This is a genomic window from Ralstonia sp. Ralssp135 (genome assembly GCF_047304345.1).
GTDB classification, from domain to species: Bacteria; Pseudomonadota; Gammaproteobacteria; order Burkholderiales; family Burkholderiaceae; genus Ralstonia; species Ralstonia chuxiongensis.
The window spans coordinates 1-24,818 of sequence record NZ_JBGLYZ010000017.1; the positions used below are offsets into that span (position 1 = coordinate 1).

The 24,818-nt window shown below is 61.8% G+C and carries 23 protein-coding genes; 9 read left to right on the forward strand and 14 right to left on the reverse strand.

What is annotated here, in order from left to right; translation table 11 throughout:
• Nucleotides 1-19 precede the first annotated feature (19 nt).
• Together ACCD03_RS13310 and ACCD03_RS13315 are read left to right on the forward strand one after the other, a co-directional pair.
• Nucleotides 20-718, forward strand: coding sequence for a Crp/Fnr family transcriptional regulator (locus ACCD03_RS13310; protein ID WP_316678662.1), 699 nt, complete (start codon nucleotides 20-22; stop codon nucleotides 716-718).
• Between the two features lie 100 nt (nucleotides 719-818).
• Nucleotides 819-1,508 carry an AraC family transcriptional regulator gene (locus ACCD03_RS13315; protein ID WP_413411941.1) on the forward strand — a complete coding sequence of 230 codons (690 nt, stop codon included), beginning with the start codon at nucleotides 819-821 and terminating at the stop codon, nucleotides 1,506-1,508.
• Nucleotides 1,509-1,530: 22 nt separating this feature from the next.
• Here the strand turns inward: ACCD03_RS13315 and ACCD03_RS13320 are convergent, their stop codons facing one another.
• The 8 genes from ACCD03_RS13320 to ACCD03_RS13355 all read right to left on the reverse strand — a co-directional run bounded on the left by ACCD03_RS13320 (nucleotide 1,531) and on the right by ACCD03_RS13355 (nucleotide 8,315).
• The gene (locus tag ACCD03_RS13320) at nucleotides 1,531-2,472 is read right to left on the reverse strand and encodes a bestrophin family protein (RefSeq protein ID WP_413411942.1); all 942 of its coding nucleotides are present in this window, start codon (nucleotides 2,470-2,472) and stop codon (nucleotides 1,531-1,533) included.
• Between the two features lie 124 nt (nucleotides 2,473-2,596).
• On the reverse strand, nucleotides 2,597-3,697 hold the full coding sequence (locus ACCD03_RS13325) for a hypothetical protein (protein ID WP_413411943.1): 1,101 nt from the start codon (nucleotides 3,695-3,697) through the stop codon (nucleotides 2,597-2,599).
• Between the two features lie 271 nt (nucleotides 3,698-3,968).
• The gene (locus ACCD03_RS13330; RefSeq protein ID WP_045205063.1) at nucleotides 3,969-4,244 is read right to left on the reverse strand and encodes a fucose-binding lectin protein; all 276 of its coding nucleotides are present in this window, start codon (nucleotides 4,242-4,244) and stop codon (nucleotides 3,969-3,971) included.
• 289 nt (nucleotides 4,245-4,533) lie between these two features.
• The gene (locus ACCD03_RS13335; RefSeq protein ID WP_102064220.1) at nucleotides 4,534-5,271 is read right to left on the reverse strand and encodes an amino acid ABC transporter ATP-binding protein; all 738 of its coding nucleotides are present in this window, start codon (nucleotides 5,269-5,271) and stop codon (nucleotides 4,534-4,536) included.
• The gene (locus ACCD03_RS13340; protein ID WP_037031833.1) at nucleotides 5,258-5,911 is read right to left on the reverse strand and encodes an amino acid ABC transporter permease; all 654 of its coding nucleotides are present in this window, start codon (nucleotides 5,909-5,911) and stop codon (nucleotides 5,258-5,260) included. The genes ACCD03_RS13335 and ACCD03_RS13340 overlap by 14 nt, the downstream gene beginning before the upstream one ends.
• The gene (locus ACCD03_RS13345; protein WP_413411944.1) at nucleotides 5,908-6,639 is read right to left on the reverse strand and encodes an amino acid ABC transporter permease; all 732 of its coding nucleotides are present in this window, start codon (nucleotides 6,637-6,639) and stop codon (nucleotides 5,908-5,910) included. Before ACCD03_RS13345 ends, ACCD03_RS13340 begins: the two co-directional genes overlap by 4 nt.
• A gap of 68 nt (nucleotides 6,640-6,707) precedes the next feature.
• On the reverse strand, nucleotides 6,708-7,535 hold the full coding sequence (locus tag ACCD03_RS13350) for a transporter substrate-binding domain-containing protein (protein ID WP_413411945.1): 828 nt from the start codon (nucleotides 7,533-7,535) through the stop codon (nucleotides 6,708-6,710).
• A gap of 30 nt (nucleotides 7,536-7,565) precedes the next feature.
• On the reverse strand, nucleotides 7,566-8,315 hold the full coding sequence (locus ACCD03_RS13355) for a FadR/GntR family transcriptional regulator (RefSeq protein ID WP_325651039.1): 750 nt from the start codon (nucleotides 8,313-8,315) through the stop codon (nucleotides 7,566-7,568).
• Between the two features lie 843 nt (nucleotides 8,316-9,158).
• On the opposite strand from ACCD03_RS13355, the gene ACCD03_RS13360 reads away from it, so the two are divergent.
• Nucleotides 9,159-10,847: a hypothetical protein gene (locus ACCD03_RS13360; RefSeq protein ID WP_413411946.1), complete on the forward strand. Its 1,689-nt coding sequence runs from the start codon at nucleotides 9,159-9,161 to the stop codon at nucleotides 10,845-10,847.
• Between the two features lie 151 nt (nucleotides 10,848-10,998).
• Here ACCD03_RS13360 and ACCD03_RS13365 read toward each other — a convergent pair whose 3' ends face one another.
• Complete coding sequence (locus ACCD03_RS13365) at nucleotides 10,999-12,063, reverse strand: hypothetical protein (RefSeq protein WP_316678683.1); 1,065 nt, start codon at nucleotides 12,061-12,063, stop codon at nucleotides 10,999-11,001.
• Nucleotides 12,064-13,127: 1,064 nt separating this feature from the next.
• Here ACCD03_RS13365 and ACCD03_RS13370 point away from each other — a divergent pair.
• Nucleotides 13,128-13,928 carry a hypothetical protein gene (locus ACCD03_RS13370; RefSeq protein WP_413411947.1) on the forward strand — a complete coding sequence of 267 codons (801 nt, stop codon included), beginning with the start codon at nucleotides 13,128-13,130 and terminating at the stop codon, nucleotides 13,926-13,928.
• Between the two features lie 323 nt (nucleotides 13,929-14,251).
• On the opposite strand, the gene xopAK is transcribed toward ACCD03_RS13370, so the two are convergent.
• Nucleotides 14,252-15,307 (reverse strand): XopAK family type III secretion system effector, encoded by a 1,056-nt coding sequence (gene xopAK, locus ACCD03_RS13375; RefSeq protein ID WP_413411948.1) that lies wholly within the window; start codon nucleotides 15,305-15,307, stop codon nucleotides 14,252-14,254.
• 180 nt (nucleotides 15,308-15,487) lie between these two features.
• Nucleotides 15,488-16,033 (reverse strand): hypothetical protein, encoded by a 546-nt coding sequence (locus tag ACCD03_RS13380; protein ID WP_413411949.1) that lies wholly within the window; start codon nucleotides 16,031-16,033, stop codon nucleotides 15,488-15,490.
• A 184-nt stretch (nucleotides 16,034-16,217) separates the two neighbouring features.
• On the opposite strand from ACCD03_RS13380, the gene ACCD03_RS13385 reads away from it, so the two are divergent.
• The 4 genes from ACCD03_RS13385 to ACCD03_RS13400 all read left to right on the forward strand — a co-directional run bounded on the left by ACCD03_RS13385 (nucleotide 16,218) and on the right by ACCD03_RS13400 (nucleotide 20,822).
• Nucleotides 16,218-16,772: a 5-carboxymethyl-2-hydroxymuconate Delta-isomerase gene (locus tag ACCD03_RS13385; RefSeq protein WP_413411950.1), complete on the forward strand. Its 555-nt coding sequence runs from the start codon at nucleotides 16,218-16,220 to the stop codon at nucleotides 16,770-16,772.
• A 716-nt stretch (nucleotides 16,773-17,488) separates the two neighbouring features.
• Complete coding sequence (locus ACCD03_RS13390) at nucleotides 17,489-19,048, forward strand: recombinase family protein (RefSeq protein ID WP_413411951.1); 1,560 nt, start codon at nucleotides 17,489-17,491, stop codon at nucleotides 19,046-19,048.
• Nucleotides 19,045-19,947 carry a ParB/RepB/Spo0J family partition protein gene (locus tag ACCD03_RS13395; protein WP_413411952.1) on the forward strand — a complete coding sequence of 301 codons (903 nt, stop codon included), beginning with the start codon at nucleotides 19,045-19,047 and terminating at the stop codon, nucleotides 19,945-19,947. Before ACCD03_RS13390 ends, ACCD03_RS13395 begins: the two co-directional genes overlap by 4 nt.
• Entirely contained in the window at nucleotides 19,944-20,822 is an 879-nt protein-coding gene (locus ACCD03_RS13400) for a plasmid partitioning protein RepB C-terminal domain-containing protein (RefSeq protein ID WP_413411953.1), read from the forward strand. The genes ACCD03_RS13395 and ACCD03_RS13400 overlap by 4 nt, the downstream gene beginning before the upstream one ends.
• Nucleotides 20,823-20,885: 63 nt before the next feature.
• Here the strand turns inward: ACCD03_RS13400 and ACCD03_RS13405 are convergent, their stop codons facing one another.
• From ACCD03_RS13405 to ACCD03_RS13415, 3 genes are all read right to left on the reverse strand, one after another.
• Nucleotides 20,886-21,776, reverse strand: coding sequence for a hypothetical protein (locus tag ACCD03_RS13405; protein ID WP_413411954.1), 891 nt, complete (start codon nucleotides 21,774-21,776; stop codon nucleotides 20,886-20,888).
• The gene (locus tag ACCD03_RS13410; protein WP_413411955.1) at nucleotides 21,773-22,465 is read right to left on the reverse strand and encodes a HipA family kinase; all 693 of its coding nucleotides are present in this window, start codon (nucleotides 22,463-22,465) and stop codon (nucleotides 21,773-21,775) included. Before ACCD03_RS13410 ends, ACCD03_RS13405 begins: the two co-directional genes overlap by 4 nt.
• 690 nt (nucleotides 22,466-23,155) lie before the next feature.
• The gene (locus ACCD03_RS13415; protein WP_413411956.1) at nucleotides 23,156-23,518 is read right to left on the reverse strand and encodes a hypothetical protein; all 363 of its coding nucleotides are present in this window, start codon (nucleotides 23,516-23,518) and stop codon (nucleotides 23,156-23,158) included.
• Between the two features lie 761 nt (nucleotides 23,519-24,279).
• Between ACCD03_RS13415 and ACCD03_RS13420 the strand changes: the two genes are divergently transcribed.
• On the forward strand, nucleotides 24,280-24,756 hold the full coding sequence (locus ACCD03_RS13420) for a hypothetical protein (RefSeq protein ID WP_413411957.1): 477 nt from the start codon (nucleotides 24,280-24,282) through the stop codon (nucleotides 24,754-24,756).
• Nucleotides 24,757-24,818: the final 62 nt, after the last annotated feature.

Sequence of the window (24,818 nt, forward strand, 5' to 3'; positions counted from 1 at the left end):
ACCGAGTGCAACGCCTGCCATGAATGCAACCCGCGCCCCCACGCCCGCCACACAACTGGAAGGCCACGCGTGGTTCACCGCGCTGGCGCCTGAACACCAGGCCCTGGCCGCGCGAGAAACCCTGCTGCAGGCATTCGAGCCCGGCGCCTTCATTGCCCGGCGCGGCGAGCCGTCTCGCTACTGGATCGGCGTCGACACCGGCCTCATCAAGCTGGCGGTGTACACCTCCGACGGGCGCGGCTGCACGTTCTCAGGCGTGCCCGCGGGCGGCTGGTGCGGCGAGGGCAGCGTCATCAAGCGCGAAGACCGCCGCTATGACGTGATAGCCATCCGCACCTCGCAAGTGCTGTTGGTGCCCGAACCCGTGTTCAACACGCTGCTTGCGCAGAGCCTGCCATTTGCCAGCTTTGTCGTGCGCCAGCTCAACGAACGCATGGGCCAGTTCATTGCCACCGTGCAGAACGACCGCCTGCTGAGCGCCGATGCGCGCGTGGCGCAAGCGATTGCGCAGTTGTTCCACCCGGCGCTGTACCCGCGCACGAGCAGCGTGCTGGAACTGTCGCAGGAAGAGATCGGGCTGCTGACCGGGCTGTCGCGCCAGCGCGTCAACCGCGCGCTGCAACGCCTGGCCGAAGGCGGAATGATCGCGCTGTCATATCAGACCATCCGCGTGACCGACCTTGAGCGGCTGCGGCTCTTCGGCCTGTCGGAGCTGTAAGCGCCACCCGACTCTGTCACCCGAGCGACATTGCCCCTGTTGCACGCAGTCTTAGAATCCTGCGACAGTCGCGCTTCACCCGCCGCCTTATCGGTCAGCCATGCCACTCATCAGCCGTGCCCATGTCCGTCTCTCGCGCCTGCGCTTTCCGTTCGCGGTGCGCGTGCAGGCCGAGCGGGGCAGCGCGTGCCTGCGCGATGCCAACGGGCGGCGTGAAGTGCGCCCGGGTGATCCATTTGTTGTGCCCGCCTTCGCGCATTTCGGCTGCGAGATACCGGGCACCGTATGGCAGCCATGCGCCATCAGCTTCAAGGCCGTGCCCGACGCCGGCTGCCCGCGCATGGTCGCCATTCAGCATGACAAGCCCTGGGCGCGCGCACTGGCCACGCTGGTGTTCGAACACCCCGCGCAGGCGTGGAAAGCGGCCTTGCTCAGCGAGTGCTGGCAGGCCTGCCCGCGCCAGGTGCGTGCACGTCTGTTTGCAGAAGGCGAAGCGCTGCATGCCCTGGTGCGCGAGCAACGCGCCGCGTGGGCGCTGTACCAACTGGCGCAGATGCGCTGCAGTGCCGATGCCGAAGCGGAAGCCGAAGTGGACGCCGAAGCGCTGCACGCGGTGGCCCGGCGGGCTGGCCTGCGCAACGTACGCACGCTGAACGACACATGCGCGAGCCTGTTCGGGGTGGAACTGAGCGCCCTGCTGGCGGGCAACGCGGATTCATCTGGCGGTGCGGTGCACGGCAGCGCCACCACGTTGGAGCGGTGGGCGCAGCCGCTGGCGATGGCCCTTTAAGCGCTGCGGCGCAACCGCGGCATCAATCGAAGATCACCCCGCGTCGCACACCCGCACGCGGCGGCAGCAGGCTGGGCTCGCCCATGATGTCGCGCACGGCATCTTCAATCGTGTTGGACAGCGCATTGAGCGCGAGGTCGTTGTCTTCCGTGCCGAACGGGTCTTCGAGCTGCGAGGCGATGGCCTCATGCGCCATGAAGGTGTACGCCACGAACACCGCAAACACGGGCGTGAAGCTGCCGATGCTTTCCACCAGCCCGAACGGCAGTGCCGCACAGAAGAAGTACACCGTGCGGTGGATCATGACGGAGTACGCAAACGGCAGCGGCGTGCCGGCAATGCGCTCGCACCCGCCGATGCTGTTCGACAGTTCGTTCAGGTTGCGATCGAACGCCAGGGCGGCATACGCATCCAGGGCACCGGCTTGCGCGCGACGCTGCACCCATTCACTCAACCACTGCACGATGGCGATGGGCTGGTAGCGCGAGGCCATCGCGCGTTCGAGCAACGGTGCGGGCAGACGGGCGGCGAGGTCTTCGCGCGCATCGGTATGGCGCAACTGATGGCGCAGCGCGTGCGGCAGCGCACCCAGCACCTGTGCGAACTCGCGCACGTCGGCATCGGCCACGGCACCGTTCGGACCATCGCCACGCGGCAACGTCAGTGCCTGGCGCGTGAGCGAGCGCGCCGTGTTGAGCAACTGGCCCCAGAGCTTGCGCGCCTCCCAATAGCGGTCATAGCTGGCGTTGTTTCGAAAACCCAGGAACACCGCCAGCGCGATGCCAATGAGCGAGAACGGCGTGGTGCTCAGGTTGACCGAGATGGGCAGCAGGTGCGCATGCACCGCAATGGCCACCAACGACACACAGAAGATCAAGAACAGGCGCGGCAGAAGCTGCGGCAGCACCGAACCGCGCCATGCCAGAAGCATGCGGAACCAGTGCAGATGGGGGCGGACAACCATGGGACGACGCGAACGCGCGGGGAGATGGGGGTGCGGAATTATCGCAGACACCCCGAGCCGCTTGCCGTATTGCCGCCCTGTTATCGCGCTGTTGCCGCCCTGTTGCTGCCGTATTGCCGCCTGGCTATTGCGTCTGCGCTTGCCGACGCGCAGGCAGGATGGACGGGTCCTGCCGCATCATCGCCACCAGGTTGCGCACCAATTGCTGAGCATCGTCGCCGGCCGCCAGGGCTGCCCCGCGCACGGTCGGGTGCAGCGATGCCGGGCGGGCAGCAATGTCTTGCAGGTGGTCGATGACGTCTTGGGTGTGGATCCCAGTTTCAGCGGTCATGTCTTCTTCTGCTCCCGCAAAGCCGATGAGCATGTCGACCGCGCGGTGCAGCGTCTCACGGCTCACGCCCCGCGGTGCCAGCGCCGGCGGCGGCACCAACGGCGCTGGCGCCTGGGGCGCACCCGGCGGTGGCCGACGCGACGAATACACCGGCGGATTGGCTGTCAGCACCCCCACCAGATTGCGAATCAGTTGCTGCGGGTTGTCACCCGCCTGCCGCACTGCCGCGCGCACCGCAGGGTGCAAGTCATAGCGGGGCAGCAACGCAATGTCTTGCAGATGGTCGATAACGTACAACGTGTGGCGGCCGGTTTCTGCGGTCATGTCTACGCCGTCCAGGCCGTTGAGCATGTCGACAGCATCGGACATCGTTTGCGCGTTGGCGTGGCTGGGGGCCGGCGTTCGGAACAGCCGGTTGACCGTGACATAAGCCAGCCGCACGCCCAGCATCAACGCGGCCAGCCGCGCCATGGCCTGCGAATCCGCAAAGGCCTGCATGTCATTGCGTTGCTCCGCGCGATGCATGTTGTAGGTGCTGACGGCAATGACACCAACACCGCCCGCCACCAACGGACTGTGGAGCGCGTATTGCCCCACGGCAGCGCCCGCACGCGCGGCCTGCGCACCCACATTGGCCAACGCCTGACCAGCACCACGCACACGATCAAGCGTGGCAGCAACGCGGCCGCGCGCTGGCACCGCCACGGCAATGCCACCTGCCTGCACGCGAGGTGCATTTGCACGTGGTACCGGCAGATCGGCCAACGTGCCCGTACGCGCACGCATTGGGCGCGGGTGCAAGTTGACGTCAGGCTGCGGGGTGGCGTGGCTGGCCGATGGCTGGCTTGTGGATGGCGGCACCGCCGAAGAACTGGAACCGTCTACACGCGGCACGGCAACTCCTGAACAGCTGAAAAAGGGGGAGCGTGCATTATTACGATAGCGCGCAGGGCTGCCCCGCACGAAAGCATGACCGGACAAACGAACCCACGCCCGGCACGCATACCGTCAATAAGTGCGTTATTTTTATAAACCGATCGATCCAGATTTTAAAAATCTGGCACATTAAAAAAACACAAATCGGCGCAAAACGAACGCTCTCGCTTTACGCCAACCTGTGCGGAACCCCATTTTCCGGATTCCGCACCATCAAGCCTGCAGAAAATCAGTTGGTGGCAGTGTAGCCGCCCTTGGTCCAGCTGTTGCCGTCCCAGCACCACTCCGTGGTGGTGCTGCCGCTGGTTGCATACACGCGGATATGGATAGCGCTGCCGACCAGCCAGCTGGTCACGGAGACGTTATCGCCGGGCTCGCTGAAAGCGCCCGTGTACCACCCCTTCCCGTCATAGCAACGCTCGGTGATCTTGCCCCCATTGGCCGTGTACACACGGATCGACGGCACTGTCCCCCACGACGTGGCAGCGGTCTGAACGTTCGACATGTTTTATCTCCAGAATGTGATTTCAATATCAACGCAGCAAATGCGGTGCGATTTTCACGGCATTTACTTCGACCCAAATTCAGGGCTTCGGTAGCATAAGCAAATAAAATTCCGGCCGCCGCTGAGAGATAAGAAGCACAGATGGAGAGAAAACTTACTGAACAGATGACCGATTTGGCGCCCCTAACCATTATGTTGAGCGCACCAACAAAATAGTCAGAAGGCACCAGATGGGATGATGAGAAACTGCCTAATCCTAAATAGCTGCAAGAGGTGGCATAGGCCCCGCTTACTGCACCGCGCCAATGAACGCCGCCAGCTCCGCCGTCTTGGGACTGGCAAACACTTCCTTGGCCGGGCCGCTTTCATGGATCAGGCCCTGGTGCATGAAGACGAGCTGATCGCCCACGTCACGCGCGAAGCGCATCTCGTGCGTGACCATGATGAGCGTCATGCCTTCGGCGGCGAGCTGCTTCACCACGGCCAGCACTTCGTTCACCAGTTCCGGATCGAGCGCGGAGGTGATCTCGTCGCACAGCAGCACCTTCGGCTGCATGGCGAGCGCCCGCGCAATGGCCACGCGCTGCTGCTGGCCGCCGCTGAGCTGATCGGGATAGGCATCGAACTTATCGGCCAGGCCCACCTTGACCAGCATCTGGCGCGCGAGGTCTTGGGCATCGGCCTTCTTCATGCCCTTGACCACCACGGGCGACAGCGCCACGTTTTCGCCCGCCGTCAGGTGCGGAAACAGGTTGAACTGCTGGAACACCATGCCCACGTTCAGGCGCAGCGCGCGCAGTTGCGCGGGCGTGGCCTGCGAGCCCTTGAGCACCGCGTTGTCGACGACGATCTGGCCGTCGTCAATGGCTTCCAGCCCGTTGATGGACCGCAGCAGCGTGCTCTTGCCCGAGCCGCTGCGCCCGATGATGGCGACCACCTGGCCGCTTTCAACGCGCAGGTCCACACCCTTGAGAACGTGGTTGTTGCCGTAATGCTTGTGTACGGCGCAGAGATCAACGAGCGGCATAGAGCTTCTTTTCCAGATGAGAGGCACAGAGAGACAGCGGCCAGCACAGCGCGAAGTACGCAACGGCCACCAGCCCGTAGATAAGGAACGGCTGGAAGGTGGCATTGGCCAGCACCGAACCCAGCTTGGACAGGTCTTCAAACCCGATGATGGACGCCACCGCCGTGCCCTTGACGATCTGCACGGAGAACCCCACGGTGGGCGCAATCGACAGGCGCACCGCCTGCGGCAGCACCACGTGCCGCATCTGCTGGAAGTAGCCCATCGCCAAGCTGGAAGACGCCTCCCACTGGCCGCGCGGAATGGCCTCGACACAGCCGCGCCAGACCTCGGCCAGATAGGCGCTGGTGTACAGCGTCAGGCCGATGGCGGCGGCAGTCCAGGGCGACATATCGAATCCCGCCATGGACGCACCAAAGAACACGATGAACATCTGCATGAGCAGCGGCGTGTTCTGAAAGAGCTGGATGTACGCCTTGCTCACGCGCCGCAGCGTGGCGTTGCGCCCCACGCGGGCAAACAGCACCACGAGGCCCGCCGTGCCGCCCAGCGCAAAGGCCATGAGCGACAGCATGAGCGTGGCGAGCAGCCCTTCCCCCAGCTTGAGAAGAATGGGCAACAGAGGGATGTCGGAGATCATGCTGCGTTTCCAGTTGGGGCGGCTGCGTTGGTGGTGGCAAGCGGTGCGGCCGATGTTGCAGGCGCGCGGCGCCCCACGACAAAGCGCTGCCCGATCCAGGCCAGCAACTGACGCAGCAACAGCGCCAGCGCAAAGTACAGCGCCGTCACCACCAGGTAAGTTTCAAACGCGCGGAAGTTGCGCGACTGGATGAAGTTGGCGGCAAAGGTCAGATCCTGCGCGGCAATCTGCGAGACAACCGACGTGCCCAGCATCACGATCACGATCTGGCTGCTCAGCGCCGGCCACACCTTCTGCAGCGCCGGGCGCAGCACCACATGCCGGAAGATGGCCCAGCGGCTCATCGCCAAGGCATTGGCCGCTTCCAACTGGCCGCGCGGCGTTTCTTGAATGCCCGCACGCACGATCTCGGTGATGTACGCGCCCAGGTTGACCACCGCCGTGAGCAATGCCGCCTGCCATTCGTTGATCTGCACGCCCAGCGACGGCAAACCGAAGAACACGAACATCAACTGCACCAAAAACGGCGTGTTGCGGATGCCCTCCACATACACCTTGAACAGCGCGTTGAACGGGGCGATGCGCCAGGCGCGACACACGCCCCCAGCAATGCCGATGGCGCCACCGAGCACCGCGCCCGCCGCCGTGAGCGCGAGCGTAAAGGCCGCGCCCTGCGCGAGCTGGCCGCTGTAACTGAAGACAGCGCCAAAGTCGAATTGATAAGCCATGGAGGTCATCCGTGGCCCAGCACACCTAAGCGCGCGCCGGGCCTGTGTTGCGAAGGCGTGCGCGGTTCTTACATCTTGGCCGGCAGCGGCATCTTGATCCAGCGCTGCGACAGATCGTTCAGGCGGCCATCCGTCTTCAGCTTGGTGATGATGGCGTTGACCTTGTCCAGCAGCGCGGGCTCGCCCTTGGCCACACCCACGTAGCAAGGCGTGTCTTCCACGGGGAACTTCACATCGAGCTGGCGCAGCTTCGTACGCTCGTTTACCGCGTTGGCAACGATGTTGCCCAGCGTGACCAGTTGCACCTGGCCGATCAGGTAGCTCTGTGCGGTGGCGTTGTTGTCTTCATAACGCTTGATGGTGGCCGAGGCCGGGGCCAGCGCCGAGAGGGCCAGATCTTCCGTTGAGCCGCGCGTGACGCCGATCGTCTTGCCGGCCAAGTCAGCCGGCGCCTTGATCGACACATCCTTCGGGCCGTACACGCTCTTGGGGAACGGCGCATACGCCTGCGAGAAGTCGATCACCTTGGCGCGCTCGGCGTTCTTACCCAGGCTGGAGATGACAACATCCACCTTGCCCGTGGTCAGGAACGGAATGCGGTTGGTGCTGGTGACGGGCACCAGCTCGGCCTTGACGCCGAGTTCCTTGGCGATGAGGCCGGCCATGTCGATGTCATAGCCCTGCAGCTTCAGGTCCGGACCGAGCGAGCCGAACGGCGGGAAGTCATTCGGGATGGCCACGCGGATCACGCCGGCTTTCTGGATGTTGGCCAGCGTATCGGCATGGGCCGGGCGGCCCGGCAACAACGCGACGAGCGCGCTGGCCGCCATGACGGCGTGGAAGAAGGTGCGGCGCGAGGTGTGGCGCGACAGCTGCAGAGCAAGGGTGCGGATCATTCAAAAACTCCTTCAAGAAATTCAGGAAACTCAGGAAATCGAGGCGAGGCGAAACGAAACCGGTTCGTGCTGCATGGGTTCGGGCGTGGCAGGCGGCGCGCTCAAGTCGATGCCGCTGCGGCGCGCGGCCGACAACAGATGCGCGCGCATGGCCTCTGCGCTGGCGACGGCATCACCCGCGGCAACGGCCTGCACGATGGCGTCGTGTTCGTGCGCGGGGTGGTCGTCTGCACCGTTGCGGGCAAAGGGCAGGCGCAGGCTGTGACCAATGGCGTGCTCCAACTGCCCCGCCATCGCCATCAGGCCCGGGTTGCCGGACAACTGTGCGAGCAGCACGTGGAAGTGCAAGTCCGCCTCTGCCGCGCTCAGCAAGTCATTGCGCTCCAGCGCGTGGGCCAACTGCTGCTGCAGCCATTGCAGGTGGCGCAGGCCGGCGGCATGCATGCGCGCGGCGGCCAGCGCCGTCCAGCCGGGCTCCAGCACCAGACGCAGCTCAATCAACTGACGCGGCGACAAGGTGCCCAGCGCCGGCGTGGCAAACGGGCGATGCATGCGCTCGGCGCTGGCCTGCGTACCGCGCACCACCACGCCCCGGCTCGGGAGGATGTCGACCAGGCCCAGCGTCTCAAGCACCGTCAGCGCCTCGCGCAACGACGCGCGGCTCACGCCCAGCGTTTCCGCCAGCTCACGCTGCGGCGGCAGGCGGCTGCCACTGGGGTAATCGCCGCTCAGGATGCGTTGCTGCAGCGTTTGTGCGACGGAGGAAGGAATGCTGTGCATGGGCCGAAGTTGGAGAAAGACACGGTCGTGGTCTGACCGGTCGCCCACGGCTTATGCGAGTTTTGTGCCATGCAGCATCAAACCGCTTTCTTGGCTGTGCTGGGGGAGGTTGATTGCCTGGGCTGTGCGCCTGAACAAGGCATGCGCTACTGGATGCGGGCGTCCGCCGCTTGGAGTTGGTGCGGAGCGCACCGATTTGGGATGCCCTGCCCGCGCACCAGTGCCAAGCGCAACAGCGAGGGCCACACGTCAGATGAATGCGCAGGCCGGGTTGCAGACCGCCAAGGCCGTTTTGCGGGCAGCGCAGGTTTGGTGCGCGTGGCCCGCTTGATCACAACGACAAGCCATGGAGATGTTCAAGAACTCTCACCAACCCCGCCGTTGCCTTGACGCGCGCCGAGGCGACGTGGGATACCGCGTGTGCCAAACGGAGCACCCCACTTTCGTAGGGGGTGGCTGCCGCGCGTAACCCATCAAAAAAAGAGCCAAGACATGTTGTTGACGTTGAGAAGAACGAGCGCGCCGCAAGACCGGCATCACCCCTTCGCGCGGAGCATGGCGGTCGGTTTGCTGAGCCTGTGGCTGGCGGCTTGTGGTGGCGGCTCGGCCGACACGCCTGCTGACTCGCCCACTACGGGGACGACTGCGCCCGTGTCTGCGTCAACCCCTGGAGCCAGCCCAGCGCCGACGCCCGCGCCGACCACGACACCGACGCCTGCGCCAACACCCACTCCTGCGCCGGGCCCTACGCCTACACCCACGCCGACCCCAACCCCAACACCAACGATCACCTGGCTCAACCCCGCATCGATTGCATGGGGAACGGCGCTCAGCACCGCGCAGTTGAACGCGACTGCCAACGTGCCCGGCACCTTCGCCTATTCACCCGCGGTTGGCACCAAGCCGGAGGTGGGCACGCAAACCCTGTCGGTGACATTCACGCCGCAGGACACGACCAAGTACGCCACCACCACCGCCGTGCGGACGCTGACCGTCAACAAGGCCGAGCCGCCGGTGCGGTGGGATCTGCCGGCCGCCGTGCTGCAGGGTTCTGCCCTGACGCCTGCGCAGGTTTCCACCGCGCCTTATGCGCTGTACGGCATTGGGGGTACGGTAGACCCAGCTTCATACACCACAGCGGATGGCGCACCGCTGAGTTCCGCCACCACCAGCACCGCCGGCAGCGTGACCCTGCAGGCCACGTTCGTGCCGAGGGACAGCGCGCACTACCGCACGGCCATGGTCAGCACGACGCTGAGCATCAAACCCGCCGCCACGGCCGCAGCCATCAACTTTGGCAGTGCGAAACAAACCATCCAGGGGTTCGGCGGCTCGGCGGCCTGGTACTACACAAAGATGGCGGACGACCGCGTGAACGCGCTGTTCGGCAGCAGCCTGACCGACAGCCTAGGGCTGTCAATCCTGCGGTTGCGCATTGCGCCCGCTGAGTGGAACACCACGACCCAGACGGCCGACACCACCCAATGGACGGCGGAGCTTGCGAACGGCGCCGCCGCCCAGGCACGCGGTGCACTCGTCTTTGCATCGCCGTGGACGCCGCCGGCCAGCATGAAGATCGTCAACACAGACCGCACGAACCCGCTTTATAGCGGACGCCTGGACCCTGCGCGGTACGCCGACTACGCCAAATACCTGAACAGCTACGTCCGGTATGCCGCCACGCGCAACGTGAACCTCTACGCCGTGTCACTGCAGAACGAGCCGGACTGGGACCCGGCGACCTACGAATCCTGCCTGTGGAGCCCCGACGAAATGCGAGTGTGGGCCGCCGGCCATGGCGCCGAGGCCGTTGCCGGCACCACGGCCAAGCTGATGGCACCGGAATCCTTCTACTTTTCTCAGGCGACGGTGGACACGCTGCTGGGTGATGCCAATGCGGCCGGCAACATCTCCATCATTGGCGGGCATCTGTACGGCGGCGTGCCCGCCTACCCGGCCTCTGCCCGGAAGCTGGGCAAAGACGTATGGATGACCGAACACTTTCTGGACTCCGTCAACAAGGCCGACAACAAGACGGCCTGGCTGACCAGCATTGACGATGCCATTGCCATTGCGAAGGAGATCCACGACGGCTTTACGCTGGGGCAGTACAACGCGTATGTCTACTGGTGGCTGGTCAACTCCAACGATGCCCAGCCCACCGGCCTGATCGGCTCGGACAACAAGCCCACCTACTTTGGCATTGGCCTGAAGCACTTTGCGTATTTCATCCGCCCCGGCTACGTGCGCTACGACACCACCGCGTTGCCTCAGAAGGGCGTGCGTGTTTCTGCGTTTGGCACGCCTGCAGGTGCGAGCGTCAACAAGGCCGTGGTGGTGCTGGTGAACGAGAACGCCACGGACGTCACCCTGACGACGTCGATCAACCCTGCGGGGCGCACGGTGACCAGCCTGACTCCGTACCGGACGACTGCGACTGCCACGTTTGAGCAGCAGCAGCCGCTAAGCGTGAGCGGGAATGTGTTCACCGTTACGCTGCCGGCGAAGAGCATCACTACGTTGGTGAATTAGGGGGATTGAGGGGCGCGGGTTGGGTTGGCACCCGCTGCCGATACCTCACCGTTGGCACGGTTGGCGCCGGCAGTTCCACCACTGGCGCCGGCCTGTTGGCCAACTTCCTCGGTAATAAAAAGGGGCGCCAATACGCCCCTCCGACCGACAGTTACATCGCTGCAACGCCACCCGACGTCAGGTACTGACCGAAGAGGCGCGCGAACTGGCCGCCGTCGGTGTTGATGTTCGTCGAATAGGTACCGCCGCCGCCAAACACAATGGCAAAGGTGTGCATGCCGCCGTACTCCCACGTGTTGCGCAGCATGTAGTCAACGTGGTTGTCTCGGTAGTGCCCAGGCGTGCCGCCAGGGGTGTCGGAAGGCACACCCAACGGCGTTTGCCACCAGAGAATCGGCAGCCCGTTGCCCAGTGCGTCACGATAGGCCGAGTACGCGTTCTGCTGCTGGTGGAAATTGGGCGTGTTGACGTTGTTCTCGTCCAGGTAGAACGGACCACTGCGGCCCATGCATTCCCCAACGGCCGCGGCTTCGAGGCAGCCGGCGTCGCGGTCGCTTGTCTGCGCCACGATGAAATCGGCACGATCCGCACCAACGAGCTGCATTTGCTTTGCGAAGACGTCTGGCGTGGCATTCCAGAATGCCGGGGGAAAGCCAATCAGCGCCTTGGGCGCATGCCAACGCGCCATCGACACCAGACAGCTGCCGATGTTGGCGGCGGTGTTCGCCATCCAACTGCATTCCGGCTGGTTATTGAGCACGGCAGGCATTTGCGTCATGTCGTGGTTGGGCGCCTGTGCATAGACGTAAGGCCAAAAGTCCGGCTCCAGGTTGACCAGCACCGCAGTGTCGAGCTCGTTGATGCGGTCATACATCGTGCGCACCTGCGACCAGTAGTCATTCATGAAGCTCGCATCGCTGATGCCGCTCAGGTTACTGTCGCCGCGCTGGGCCATCTGGTAGAGCGTGAACATCGGGGTCGCGCCATAGCTGATGGCGTTTTTGGCCTGATAGGTCACGTACGCGCCGGTGGGGCTGTTCCACGAAGTCCAGGCGCCTGACCCAACACCTACGAGGTAGACGTCGACAATGTCAGGACGAATGCCCTGGGCCTGCATATCGGCGATCGACTGCCCCGAACCCAAGCCGATCTGCACACGCCCCGTTCTGCCCATCTTGCTGAGAATCGCGGCGGAAGCGTTGGTGTCCGTACCCATGACCCGCTTAACGTCGCCAGCGCCGGAGCCGGTGCCCGTTTGTGCCGTGCCTGGTGCGCTGCCACTACTGCTTTGCGTTGTCGTGCCGCTGGTGGATGCATCATCGCTTCCGCCGCCGCAGCCGAATAAGGCAAGTGCCATCAAAGCTGCCGCCACATGCCGATGAGAGAACCGACTGCGATTTCCGCGCGCGTGCATTTCTTGCCGACGCGTGTCCGCTGCCACACTACCGTTTGTCATTTCCCGACCTCGTCAATTTTCATGCTTATTTGAGAAAGCACCCGACTCAGCGGCACCTTCGCGCTGAGGGGCATCGCGGCCCGGCAAAGCAATCTGCTTGGGCCGGTGCCTTTTGCCTACATGCGTGCTATCACGCTGAATCAAATTAGCATCCGTGCGCGCGCTTAAAGATGACCATGAGGAAAGTTGAAGGTCGGAATTGCGCCTTTTACGGGCCGTTCGAATGGGCCAGCGTGAAGTGAATTGCCCCGCTATTTGATGAGGCCTGTTGGGGCCAGTCGCTCTGCGTTGCGATTGGGCGGGTATGGGGAACCTCTTGCTTCGCACACGACTTCATTGCTTCGCCAGCCAGCGGGGCGGGTGTCTTGCCTGCGTGGCAGCATCGGCTGCCAATCATGCTTTGCGAACCCCGTATGGACACCAAGTTCAACAATGTGCCGCACGATCCAGCTGCATACGCAGAGCTGCATCAGAGAGTCAGCGGCCTTCAGCAGGAACAGGACGCGAGTGCCGCAAGGCAGGCTGCTTCAACGGATTCACCGCAGCGCTCTACGCGCGTGCTGCAGCGCCCCGATGGCATGCCGGCTGCGCGGCGCGCGGGAACCAGTTCACACGCCGATGGACCCATGCGCCGCCGCGCACCCTTGCCGAGACGCCCGATCAGCGCCACGGCGCCGAGCAGCAGCCGTGCGACCGTTGGCGAAGCATCGTCGTCACGGCAGAGCCCGCCCGGTTCTCCGGCGTTGCCAGAAGGGCCACATCGGTCGGTGTATCCGGCTGCTGAGTTCTCGCACTTCAGGAGTATCTCGACGGTTGTCGGGGCCATGTATGAGCGCCCGCCCGCTGCCTATGGCATTCCGCCCGATATCAAATACGCGCCAATGGCGGAGCCCATGGTCCGTTGCAGCGATGGTGCCGTCCGGCGGTTCCCGCGCGCAGAGGGTGACAACGAGCGCTACTTCTCGCAGTTGGGGAAGGGGCAGATCTACGACATTCCCGCCAAATACGTCACCAAGCGCATTGGGGGCATCAAGCTAGCCGCCGATGCCAAGCACGCAGCATTTGAGGTGAACGGCAATACGGTCAGCCCCATTCAAGTCGGCTGGCAATTCAAGGCCTATCCGCTTGGGAACGGCAAGGTGGTGGTGCCGCAGCCGGGTTTTCGTGATTGCACGGGCGCCTGCGAACTGATGATGATGTTTGACCATGGGCACATCAACCGTGATACCGCCCACGGTTACGAAGCAGCCCTTGGCAAAACCCGCGAAACCGCCAACCTGATGGCTTCGCTACACCACCAGACTGGATGGACCCCGATCCTGGTGGAGCACGACCTCAACTACAAGACGGGCCTGTTTGGCGCCGCGCACCCGAGCCGCAAACAGGCGTGGCGGGATCTTGCGAGCAAGATCAATGGCATGGGGCCATGCATGCTCCGAAAAGCCGGGCACATGGTGATGCTGGACGGCATTCGGGAATCGAACGGACAGTTTCATCTATCGATACGCGACCCGTTTCACGGCACGGCCGTTGAGTTTCGCGACACGGCCAAATTCTTTACCGACCAGTTCGGTACGCCCGACCGCGCGCATATTGAAGCCGTATTCTTGAAGCGGCCGACGTGAACGCACGGGCCGCAGATGCGGTCAGGAAAACCGGCCCGTCAAATCGAGTGCGTTGAACTGACGACTACGGCGAACAACATCACAGTTTCGTATGCGCAGACGCTACGTGCCGCCACGCCGAGCAATCTGCCAGTACACGCGAGCGTGCCGCGCAAATTGAGAGGTGTGGCGGTGTAAGGCTCGAAACTCTTGTCATTCGATCCTTCCATTTCGATCCCATCGGCCTCCAGCGGGAACGTATGTTGTACGTGGCATCTCGTGGGGCCCAGGTGTACGTCAACGCAGCGCTCAAGAGCCGGAAGACGCGTCGCCAAGGCAGCTTGCTAATCGCTCTGGTACAAATCGCGACGCGAGAAAAAGATGTGGTTGGGCGTCACGACGACATTGAGCATGTTCTCGTTCCCCTTGGCATCGTATTCGCCTTCCAGGACATGCAGTTTTGCCCCGCGAATATCGTAGCGGTCACGCATTGCGAGCAAATCGGCTTCTGCCGGATAGCTGCCGAGACCGGAGTCTGCTGACAAAATCAGCCCGCCAACCAGGTAGAACTGGTTCTGCACTGAGCCTTGACTCTTCATCTTGGCGTCAAGCTCGGCAAGTGCCGCGTCGGCGCTGTTCCTGCCGTCGTAGTGATGCAGCCCCAGGATGCTTTCGCCGCGCGCATTCCGCCCGCGCGCGCAGACCGCAATGCAGGTCGACAGCGCTTTCGTTCCGATAGACGCATATTCCCCAGCGGTGGCATTGATTGCCTCGAACTCGTTGAGGTCCACATCCAAGACCTTGCCGATAGGCAGCCCCCGCCTGCTCGCCACTTGTCGAATCTCGGGGCTCGAAAACAGGTCTTGATGCAAGGCCTCCAGCAGCCGATACGGAAGCCGGTCACTTTCTGTGAGTGGGCCGTCATGCGTGAAGTAGAAGTCGGCACTGCCCGAGGGTTGGGATGTGTGCCCAGCATCCGGTGCGCTTGGACGACCGTCTGGCCGCATCGGTTGCCCGAGCGGCTGAGCGCAAGTGTGCGGTCTGGCCGGACCATCGCCATGCGCTGCCGAGGGCCGGCTTTGCGAGGCCGCTGCGGCAGCCGACGCGGACGCTGCCGTGCGTAATCGGATGCTCTCCCCAAGTCGGAAGAGCTCATCGGAAGGCGTTCGACGGATATCGAATATGTCGTGCCGGTCACCCGAAGACGCAGAAGAGGAGGCGCCTCTGACGGCGCGTTGCGCCCGCAGCTCATTCAGCGGCGCCAGCGCCCCGGAAGTTGCCCGGCGGCCGGCTGGCGGGGCGTTGGTTCGCTCAGGGGCTGGAGAGGCAACGGGTGACGACGCCGTCGAGAGGGTGTTCAGGTACGCCGCGTTGCGGCCAACAATGTCGCGGCCATCCATAGGATTCCTCGTTGGCAAGAGTGCCCGATCGTTTCGAGAGGCCAAGCGCTTTGCCCGGCCCGCCCGCCATGTCGGTGTGTTGAGCTTAGGAGGCCCAAGCTGGCTAGCGACGCTGTGGCGCTGTCATGTCCGTAGCGCGCAAGCGCAGCCAACGGCCCCCGCTTGCTGCGGGCAACACTTTCACGTTGTTGCGCTGCCCAGCAAACGACTTCGCACCACAAGGGACCGCGTTGCCTGGTGGAGCCCGGGTGCCGTGACGCAGCCATCTGCGTTCCATGCCAAATGGTTCAGGTTCAGCGCTTCCCAGCCAATCGGGGCCCCGATGCCGACACAGTCGTTCTTGTTACCTGCGGCTCGACCGTTACCGACGCCAAGCATCACATGGACCAGCCTTTGGTCGTCAAAGAAACCGATGGCATGGCCCTCGGGGAGCGCTGCGATTGCTTCACGCCCGTGGACCTGCGCATCGGCTGACGAAACGAGTCCATGCTGGGCATCGACGGTGGCATCCAGAAGGTGCGCAACGACTGCGCAATGCTTGACCGCATCCCAGCACATGGCTGCAGACAGATCCAGGTAGTGCGGATGATTGGGATTGGCCGCGTCGCGCGCAATCTGGGCGGCAGCGGCACGTGCCGCGGCGGGACTCGGCTTGCGAAAACGGACCGATAGCGCATCTGCCGCAGCCCCTTTCAAAGGCACAGCCGACCGGGGCTTACGGCCCAATCGCGGAAGCCCGCATAGCAGCGAGGCCGACGCGGTACGCGGCCCCGGTGCCGGTGGCGCAGACGGGCCTGCAGGCACACCAGCGGAGGAGACTTGCGATGACTCGTGGTAAGTCGATCTCGCCACGCTCTTTAAACCACACAACCCCATACACGCCTGCCCTTTCTGCAAATGAAGGCAGCTTATGCACCGAGGCAAAGCGCGTCTCACTGGAACCCGAATTGTTGTTGCGATATCGGTAAGCGGCTGGCGAGATGGCCGTTTTCTGAATCACCCACTGTGGAAATTAGCGTTGGCCCCAGGGGGCTGCGGCTTGCATCACAATCTGTACCGCATTCCCCCAACAACCGCCGTGCAGCACGGCCCCGCCATGCCCCATCTCACACTTGAATACTCCGCCAACCTCAACACCTTTGACGCCAAAGCGACCCTACTCGCCATCAACACAGCCCTTGCCGCGACCGGGCATTTTGTTGAGGCCGACATCAAAAGCCGAAGCCACCGGTGCGACACGTTTGCCGTGGGCACCGCCAGTGAGCCGCGCGCATTCGTACACGCTGATCTTGCGATCTTGAGCGGGCGATCGCTCGATACCCGGCGTGAACTGTCGGCAAGTGTGCTGGCGGTCTTGCAAGCGCAGTGCAGCGCGCCGGCAGGCGTGCACCTTCAGCTTTCTGTGCAAGTGCTTGAAATTGAGCGCGATTCGTATGCGAAGGTGAGCGTCGAAGCGCACGGTTGATAGATGGTCGCTCCGCCCGCCTTGGGGGCCGCGCTCCCCTGGGCACCGCCAACCCTTTGACGCTGCGGCAACGTGGGTAGCTAGCTAACGGCGGGGATACTGCGAGGAATATCCGAGCCTCGTCAGGAAGAACGCCATGGCAACTATTCGGACTTGCGCATGCTGCGGCCAATCCTTCGTCCCGCGCTCTCAAGTCCCGAATCAGACTTACTGCTCCATGCCAGCCTGCCAACGAGCGCGGCGACGGCGTTGGCAGCACGAGAAGATGGAGAGCGATCCGGATTACCGGGAAAACCAAAAGCGCAGCCAGCGCGCTTGGCATGAGCGCCATCCGGACTACTGGCAGCAGTACCGGAATACGGCAGCTAAAGGTGAGAGCACAAAGGACCCCCAAAAGAAGAGCCAAGACTCCTCGTATCCCGACTCGCTCCAAGCCAAGCTCCTAGCGGGCCTATACCGAATCGAACCTGTTCTCCAACCAAGCGGCGCAACAATGGACGCGTGGATCGTGCGTATTACGCCCGTGTATCTCGACCACTGATGCAAAAAGGACGTGTGCAAACATAGGACGTCATAGGCAGCGCACCGAACAACCATTACCGTTCGTCCATGTGAGTCTTGGCCATCCTGCAGGGCAGGCAATTGGGCCTTTGAATCCACAAGCGCCCACGTCCGTTAGCCGGCACTGGCGGAAAAAAAACTACGCGGTTGGACGTATGGCCGAAACCTTTTCGAGACCTCCCGACGAGCCGATCCTGCTTCGTGGCGCCGAGTACGTTCGGATGTCGACAGAGCACCAGCAGTACTCGACACAGAATCAGGCCGACAAGATTCGCGAGTACGCCCAGCGTCGCGGTATCCAAATTGTGCGGACCTATGCCGACGAGGGTAAAAGCGGCCTGCGACTCGACGGCCGCCAAGCGCTACAGCAACTGATCAAGGACGTAGAGTCCGGCACTGCCGACTTCCAAGTCATTCTGGTCTACGACGTCAGTCGCTGGGGCAGATTCCAGGACGCCGATGAGAGTGCCTATTACGAATACATCTGCCGCCGTGCCGGCATCCAGGTGGCCTACTGCGCGGAGCAATTCGAGAACGACGGTTCTCCTGTCTCGACTATCGTCAAAGGCGTCAAGCGCGCTATGGCTGGCGAGTACAGCCGCGAGCTATCTGCCAAGGTGTTCGCTGGCCAATGTCGGCTGATCGAACTAGGGTATCGACAGGGCGGGTCGGCGGGATATGGCCTGCGACGCGTCCTGGTCGATCAGCTGGGTACCGTACGAGCTGAGCTTGTGCGCGGCCAACAAAAGAGCCTGCAAACCGATCGCGTCATCCTGATGCCTGGGCCGGACGAAGAGACGACAACGGTCAATCAGATTTATCGATGGTTTATTGACAGCAACTTACTGGAGGCCGAAATCGCCTGCCGGCTCAATGCCAGCGGCATTCGCACAGACCTCGGCCGCGAATGGACACGCGCGACGGTGCGCCAAGTGCTGTCCAACGAAAAGTACATTGGCAACAACGTCTACAACCGGACGTCTTTCAAGCTCAAGAAGCATCACGTGGTCAACGGCCCTGAAATGTGGATTCGCAGGGACGGGGCTTTCGAAGCCATCGTGTCACCCGAGCTGTTCTATACAGCGCAAGGCATCCTGCGCGCTCGGGCACGCCGATTCAGCGACGAAGAACTCCTGGACAAGCTGCGTAACCTCTATCGCACTCGGGGCTTCTTGTCGGGCCTGATCATCGATGAGACGGAAGGCATGCCTTCAGCCGCGGCCTATGCGCATCGCTTTGGCAGCCTCGTTCGGGCTTATCACGCAGTGGGCTTCACGCCAGATCGCGACTATCACTACGTCGAAATCAATCGCTTCCTGCGGCGATTACATCCCCAGATCATCGCGCGTACGGAACGGATGATCGCAGAGCTAGGTGGCTCGGTGGACCGGGACTCGGCAACCGATTTGCTCACCGTCAATCGAGAATTCAGTGTTTCGATCGTCCTGTCACGCTGCCAGATTCTGGAGACGGGCAGTCATCGGTGGAAGGTGCGTTTTGATGCCGGCCTTCTTCCCGACATCACAGTGGCTGTGAGACTCGACACGGCCAACCAAGGGCCGCTGGACTACTACCTGTTGCCACGGTTGGACTTTGGTCTGCCGCGCATCAGCTTGGCCGACCACAACCGATTCGAACTGGATACCTATCGGTTCGACAACTTGGACTACCTCTATGGCATGGCGGAGCGCAGCCGCATCAGGAGGGCCGCATGACGAGGAAACACCCCAAGCCTGACCTGCGCATGATCCCGCTCGACAGTATCGAAGTCCTCAACCCCCGCGACCGCAACGCACAGAAGTTCGAAGATATCGTCCGGAACATCCAGACCATCGGTTTAAAGAAGCCGATTACTGTCACCTCTCGCCCTGGGCAAGACGGCGCCGAGCACTACCTGTTGATCTGTGGTGAGGGACGGCTCAAGGCCTTCCGAGCGTTGGGGGAGAGCTTTATCCCTGCGCTGGTGGTGGAGGCCAGCGATGAAGACGCGTTCGTGATGAGCTTGGCCGAAAATATCGCCCGCCGAAAGTGCAGCCCCTTAGAGCTCTTGGCAGGTATTGGCCGACTCCAAGAGCAAGGCTATGACAAGAAGGCGATCGCGGAGAAAACTGGCCTGACACTGGACTATGTACACGGCATCCTGCAGCTACTCAGCAGCGGCGAGGAGCGTCTACTTGTGGCGGTGGAGTCGGGGCGCATCCCGTTGACAGCAGCGCTTGTCATCTCGGGGGCCGGCAACAATGACCGTGCCGTACAAGTTGCGTTGCAGGAAGCCTACGAGACCGGCCAGTTGAGAGGTCACCAATTGCTGCACGCGCGGCGCGTCATAGAGAGGCGGCAGGCACTTGGAAAGACCTTGGCGCGCAACGCGCCACGCAAGCCGGCTGACGTAACGACATCCAGTTTGGTGCGCAACTACCAGAAAGAAGTCGAACGGCAGAAGCTGCTTGTTAGAAAGGCTGAGACAGCACAACAACGTCTCCTCTTCGTCGTTGAAGCCCTGCGGGAATTAATGCTCGATGAGAACTTCACGGTGTTGCTCCGCGCCGAGCGTTTGGACACGCTTCCTAAGTACCTCTCGGATCGAGTCTGGCCAGGAGGCCATACCTCATGACCGATCTGCTCGGGTTCATCCCTCGGCCACTGACGCTGCCGCTTGAGAACATTCTGCCGTCGCGCAAGACTCCCGAGGGCCTCCAGCAATCTGCGAAGTTCAAACAGATTCTGTCGTCTATCGAGTCGATCGGCATGATCGAGCCGTTGAGCGTTGGCAAACCTGACAAAGCCAGCGGACTGCACATCTTGCTTGATGGACATATCCGACTCGCTGCGTTGAGGGAATTGGAGTTCGCGGATGCGCCCTGTCTTGTTGCCACCGATGACGAAGGCTATACGTACAACAACAGACTGAATCGGGTGAGCACGATTCAGGTGCACTTCATGATTCGACGCGCCCTGGAGCGCGGTGTGCCTCGCGAAAAATTGGCCAAGGCACTGAACGTCGATGTTCGACACATCATCATGCACGCGGGGCTGCTCAATGGTGTTTGTCCGGAAGCCGCAGAACTGCTTAAGGACTTTCACTTCTCGCCGAACTTAGGTGCCGTGCTTCGAAAGTTAAAGCCCACCCGTCAGATCGAGTGCGTCGAACTGATGATCGCGGCGAACAACATCACGGTTTCGTATGCGCAGGCGCTAGTCGCGGCCACGCCGAGCAATCTGCTGCTACATGAGAGCAAGCCACGCAAATTGGGCGGTATCACCGCAGAGCAGATGGCGAAGATGGAGCGCGAGATGGGGAACCTGCAAGGCCAGCTCAAATTGGTCGAGCAGTCCTACGGACAAGACGTCTTGAATCTGGTCCTAGCGAAGGGATACCTCACCAAATTGGTGAGCAACGAAGCGGTATTTCGGTTCCTGTCCCAGAAGCACCCTGATGTTTTACGTGAGTTTGAGACCTTGACGCGGTCAGTGTCGTTGGAAGTCTGAGTGTGGCGCAGGACAGGACTCGCTAGAGCGCTTTTTGCATAGAAGTCCTCGGCATGGCCCTCCCTAGTTGAGCACCGTAATCTCTTCCTTGAGAAGTCTTCTCGACGCACTGCGAGAGTCGTAGGTAGAAAAAATCTGCAAAGCCTCTCTCTTAGCCTGCGCTTGCAACTCTTCAAGAGTGTCTTGCACGATTGCGTATTCACTATCCGAATAGATGGGAAGACTGGGAGCTGGGACCCAGGCAGTCAGTTCAATATGCTCAGGAGACGCGAACCCGAACGCGTCGCGGGCGCGTGCTAAGCGCCAAAGACCTGCGGACGCTGCTCTCAGTCGCACGGAGGCTTTGCTTTTTGGGTTAATTGCCGCATAGCAGGTTGCATAGGCGTGGCCGATATAGTCGATCGCAAACCCACTCGCCGAACCGGTCAGACTGAATTTTTTATTGAAGCCACCGACCAACGACGGTGACACAGAAAGAACCTCATCCCTTACCGATTTTGCAAACCGTGCCTCATCAACAGGACGACCTGTCAAACCATCGTCTTCGTGAAGTCGGGGAGCTGAGCTTCCGGGATACAGTGCGCACGCTTCGAGTGCAACAGCAATGACGTCTTCTGCCGTCTCCGCCTCTACTACAAAGGCAGGGCCCAAATCGATATCACTCAGAGGTGGCCGCCACGCCTCTGGCCTCTTACCCCGCTCGCCCCATGCCAAGTAGTCGGCAACAAGCAGGTTGCCAAAGGTATGACATGCGTAGCCCAATTCGTGCGGTAAGCATCTAAGAACCCGCGACGTTACGGTCCGGGCGAACGGCTGGCCACTCTCGTACTCGCCCAAGACTGCTATGGCGAGCGATTCACCGGAAGCACTCATCACGAGCTTCGCGAGGCGCACGTATCCCCTAACAATTTCGGCGGAAGCGGCTGGCAGCTCTAGTTCCGTAATCTGGCTCATAGGTCTAGGGGGATGGTAAGACCATCATTAATGCCTGGAAGGTCAGACATCCCAAGGATTTTGTTCACAAAATCGGCCAGCTGCTCGACGCGTTGCTCAAGAAACTGCCCGATGCTGTGACGTAGCGCCTCGTCTTCCGGGACGAGCTGTTCAAACGGTATCCGATACACCTGCTCGCGGCAAGCAGCAACAAATGCCAGGAGTGGCCCCTTCATCTCAAACCTATGCCGGATTGGAAGTTGCTCAATCAGTCCTAGGAGGCTACCCGGCGTGCGGAGGAGAGGGCCGGAGAAAAGGCCACCGCCGCCAGCGCCAAGAGTTCGCTCATGGTCAATGACCAATGGCAAACCCGTCGCCGACAGCAGAATATTCCCTTCGTGCCGGTCTTCGTTGCCGACTAGCTCATCGAAGATGGCAATACGTGACAGCGCCAAGATGTGCGAGGCTAGCTGCTGTTGCAACACCCCGTGCTGGAGTTGACCGATGTTGAGCCTACGAGCGTTTAAAACCGCAACCGTCCCGAAACAGCACTGAACCTCACTGTCTCCGAATGGCCAACTGACGGAAGCGGGAATTCGATTGCGCAGGACATCGACCCACAAGGGTTCCGGAGCATGCAGGTTCAGGGCCTTGGCCAGCCATGCACAGACAGATTCCGCGGCGTGCTCGCGCGGACTGAGCAACTTCACGTAAGCCGACACCGAGGAGGCACGTACGGGGATTTGGACTCGCCCGGTAAGCACCACATGCGACGAGCCTTCCGCTCGCCCTATCGGGCGATAGAGCAGCGTCCCCCACGTGAACGGCGGATTTGACAGGGCAGGCAACTTTGCCCCTTAGCGTTTCCGGCCGTCCCGTTCTTTCGCAACCCCCTTATAGGGAGTTCCGTCGGCTTTCTGGCCAACGAATCGGCCCGTTTCATCGTCGCGTTTCACCCATTGCTGGGTGCGCGGATTGTGCACCTGAGAACGCTTATCGACAGACCCGACTCGATAGTCTTTACCTGTGTTTTTGGCCATAACCGCTCCAGTGAAAACGTGCAGACGCACCGCTACTACTAAATATAGGCGATTTCCTGCTTTTTGCACTAAATATGGAGTCACGCCCTCTGAAAGTGCCTAGACGAGCACCTGCATGATCCAAAGGTCGGCGCCGCCAGAGAACGAACATCTCGTTGCGAAGCTCAGTTCATGAGAAAACTCGTTGGACGAGAGCAGATGCTTGTGGGACCGAGATGACCGCGTGTAGACGCGTTCCACATTGGCGGAAGCCAGGAGAGCAAACCTCCTGGAACCGCTGTCCTCGGCTCGGAGCGAGCGCACCCGAACCACCGCCGCTGTTGGCATCCCCGCCCGTCACGGGAATGCGTCAATCCATTGTTATTGGCTGTAGCCCCGCCGCTCTATGGCGGCTAGCACGTCCCACGTCTGCGGATCGACATCGCGGCCCGCGAGCGACATTGATACGTACGCATCAATCGCATCCACAAAGCCTTTGATGAATGCCGGCGGGAATGCGTGTTCCGAAAACTGCTGAAGCTGCTCCCGCAGCATGCCCGGCCGGCATTGCCCATGCGTGCACATGGCGGTGCGTGTGCGCTTGAGATACGCCTGTGCTGCGATTGCGCCGTTCAGGTAGGTGCGGTTCTTGGTGAGCCTGCCTGTGTCGGACGACGTGGGCGTGGGTGGCTCGGGTGGAGATGGATAAGACGCGGGGCGATGCCCGCTTTGGGTGCTTGGCATGATGGCCTCTTTGGGGTTGCAGGAGGCTCACCACTCCGTCGCCAGACGAGGGTGGCAGGCCCGACGGCGGGGCTGGCGAACCGGCCCCCAAAGAAAACCGGCAGACGCGAAGGTCTCCCCACCCGGCCTGCCATAAAGCTAGCGCGAGCGTGTACGGACGCAACCGCATCAGCAGTTATCCGTCTTCTTTGAGTGTTGCGCGGTCGGATCGCCAGACCCGGCTACCGTTGGTGCGGCAGCGGGGCAATTATAGCGATGCGGACCGCCAGAAAAATCTGATTCTTGGGAGTGGACCTCCACGCCTTTCTCGGGGAGCCTCAAGGTCCATTCATGCAGCACAGAGGTCCAAGCCTCGAGCTTTTTTATCCGCTCATGGAGGTTGGAGCCTGAAGGGCGGACCTTTTTGCTCCACTAGTGGACCTAGCGAGGTCCAAAGGTCGACCTTTTGGTCTCACTCGCAGAGGTCAGAGGTGCGCGCGTCGAGCCTTTTGGCCCATTGGTCTCGCTCCGAGGTTCAAGAGTGGACCTTTTTGCCCCACTGCTGGAGCTCAGAGGTGCATTGATGGACCTTTGATCTCCTCTCATGGAGCTTTGAGGTCCATGAATGGAGCTCGAAGGTCCATTCGAATATGAACTTACCCGGTACTTCCGTCAAATAACGTCAAGAATCGGCCTTTCGCTTGCGAGACGCCTTTGCCGCAACCAATCTGAGGCCGTCGTGCCAGTCGGCATGACCAAGCAACATCAAATTGAGGAAAGTAATGGCACAGAACCTGATCTCGCTTCAGATCAGCACGGCTGACTTGGCTGCAGTCGACTCAGCCTTGAAGTCGTTGGAAGACAAACTTAGCGGCTTGATCGACCTGTCTACAGAACAGCGCAGCGGCGTGGTGAAGATGGGCGACAAATCGGAAGCGTTCTGCCGTAAGGCAGTGGAAGTGTTGGGGAACAACCCCGCCGTACTGCCCGGAAACTTCAGCCTTGCGGAGATGCGGCGTGACCTGGCGGCGTTCGATGCCCTGCGGCCGCGTCTGAACCGTCTAGAGAAGATTTATGAGCGGATGCGGGATTCGCAGCTTGCGTTGGGTAGCGACCTGATGAGTGCATCGCTGGAGGGGTATGCCCTTCTGAAGATTTCGGGCAAGGGAGAAGGTCTCGATATGGCTCGGAAGGCCTTGGGGGCGCGGTTTAGTAAGAATGGACCGAAGAGGAAGACGGAGGAGGTTGAGGCTTCGTGATTTGATTGATGGATGTTGATTAGGAACAAGGCTGCCCGAGGGCGGCCTTGCATGCGCGGGAC

Excerpts from the sequence above, each read along its gene's own strand:
- ACCD03_RS13395 (WP_413411952.1), top strand. The coding sequence starts at position 19,045 with ATGACGAGGAAACACCCCAAGCCTGACCTGCGCATGATCCCGCTCGAC.
- ACCD03_RS13370 (WP_413411947.1), top strand. The coding sequence starts at position 13,128 with ATGTATGAGCGCCCGCCCGCTGCCTATGGCATTCCGCCCGATATCAAA.
- ACCD03_RS13350 (WP_413411945.1), bottom strand. The coding sequence starts at position 7,535 with ATGATCCGCACCCTTGCTCTGCAGCTGTCGCGCCACACCTCGCGCCGC.
- xopAK (WP_413411948.1), bottom strand. The coding sequence starts at position 15,307 with ATGGATGGCCGCGACATTGTTGGCCGCAACGCGGCGTACCTGAACACC.
- ACCD03_RS13355 (WP_325651039.1), bottom strand. The coding sequence starts at position 8,315 with ATGCACAGCATTCCTTCCTCCGTCGCACAAACGCTGCAGCAACGCATC.
- ACCD03_RS13315 (WP_413411941.1), top strand. The coding sequence starts at position 819 with ATGCCACTCATCAGCCGTGCCCATGTCCGTCTCTCGCGCCTGCGCTTT.
- ACCD03_RS13340 (WP_037031833.1), bottom strand. The coding sequence starts at position 5,911 with ATGATCTCCGACATCCCTCTGTTGCCCATTCTTCTCAAGCTGGGGGAA.
- ACCD03_RS13365 (WP_316678683.1), bottom strand. The coding sequence starts at position 12,063 with ATGGGTACGGACACCAACGCTTCCGCCGCGATTCTCAGCAAGATGGGC.
- ACCD03_RS13335 (WP_102064220.1), bottom strand. The coding sequence starts at position 5,271 with ATGCCGCTCGTTGATCTCTGCGCCGTACACAAGCATTACGGCAACAAC.
- ACCD03_RS13405 (WP_413411954.1), bottom strand. The coding sequence starts at position 21,776 with ATGAGCCAGATTACGGAACTAGAGCTGCCAGCCGCTTCCGCCGAAATT.
- ACCD03_RS13400 (WP_413411953.1), top strand. The coding sequence starts at position 19,944 with ATGACCGATCTGCTCGGGTTCATCCCTCGGCCACTGACGCTGCCGCTT.
- ACCD03_RS13415 (WP_413411956.1), bottom strand. The coding sequence starts at position 23,518 with ATGCCAAGCACCCAAAGCGGGCATCGCCCCGCGTCTTATCCATCTCCA.
- ACCD03_RS13390 (WP_413411951.1), top strand. The coding sequence starts at position 17,489 with ATGGCCGAAACCTTTTCGAGACCTCCCGACGAGCCGATCCTGCTTCGT.
- ACCD03_RS13345 (WP_413411944.1), bottom strand. The coding sequence starts at position 6,639 with ATGGCTTATCAATTCGACTTTGGCGCTGTCTTCAGTTACAGCGGCCAG.
- ACCD03_RS13385 (WP_413411950.1), top strand. The coding sequence starts at position 16,218 with ATGCACCGAGGCAAAGCGCGTCTCACTGGAACCCGAATTGTTGTTGCG.
- ACCD03_RS13310 (WP_316678662.1), top strand. The coding sequence starts at position 20 with ATGAATGCAACCCGCGCCCCCACGCCCGCCACACAACTGGAAGGCCAC.
- ACCD03_RS13330 (WP_045205063.1), bottom strand. The coding sequence starts at position 4,244 with ATGTCGAACGTTCAGACCGCTGCCACGTCGTGGGGGACAGTGCCGTCG.
- ACCD03_RS13420 (WP_413411957.1), top strand. The coding sequence starts at position 24,280 with ATGGCACAGAACCTGATCTCGCTTCAGATCAGCACGGCTGACTTGGCT.
- ACCD03_RS13320 (WP_413411942.1), bottom strand. The coding sequence starts at position 2,472 with ATGGTTGTCCGCCCCCATCTGCACTGGTTCCGCATGCTTCTGGCATGG.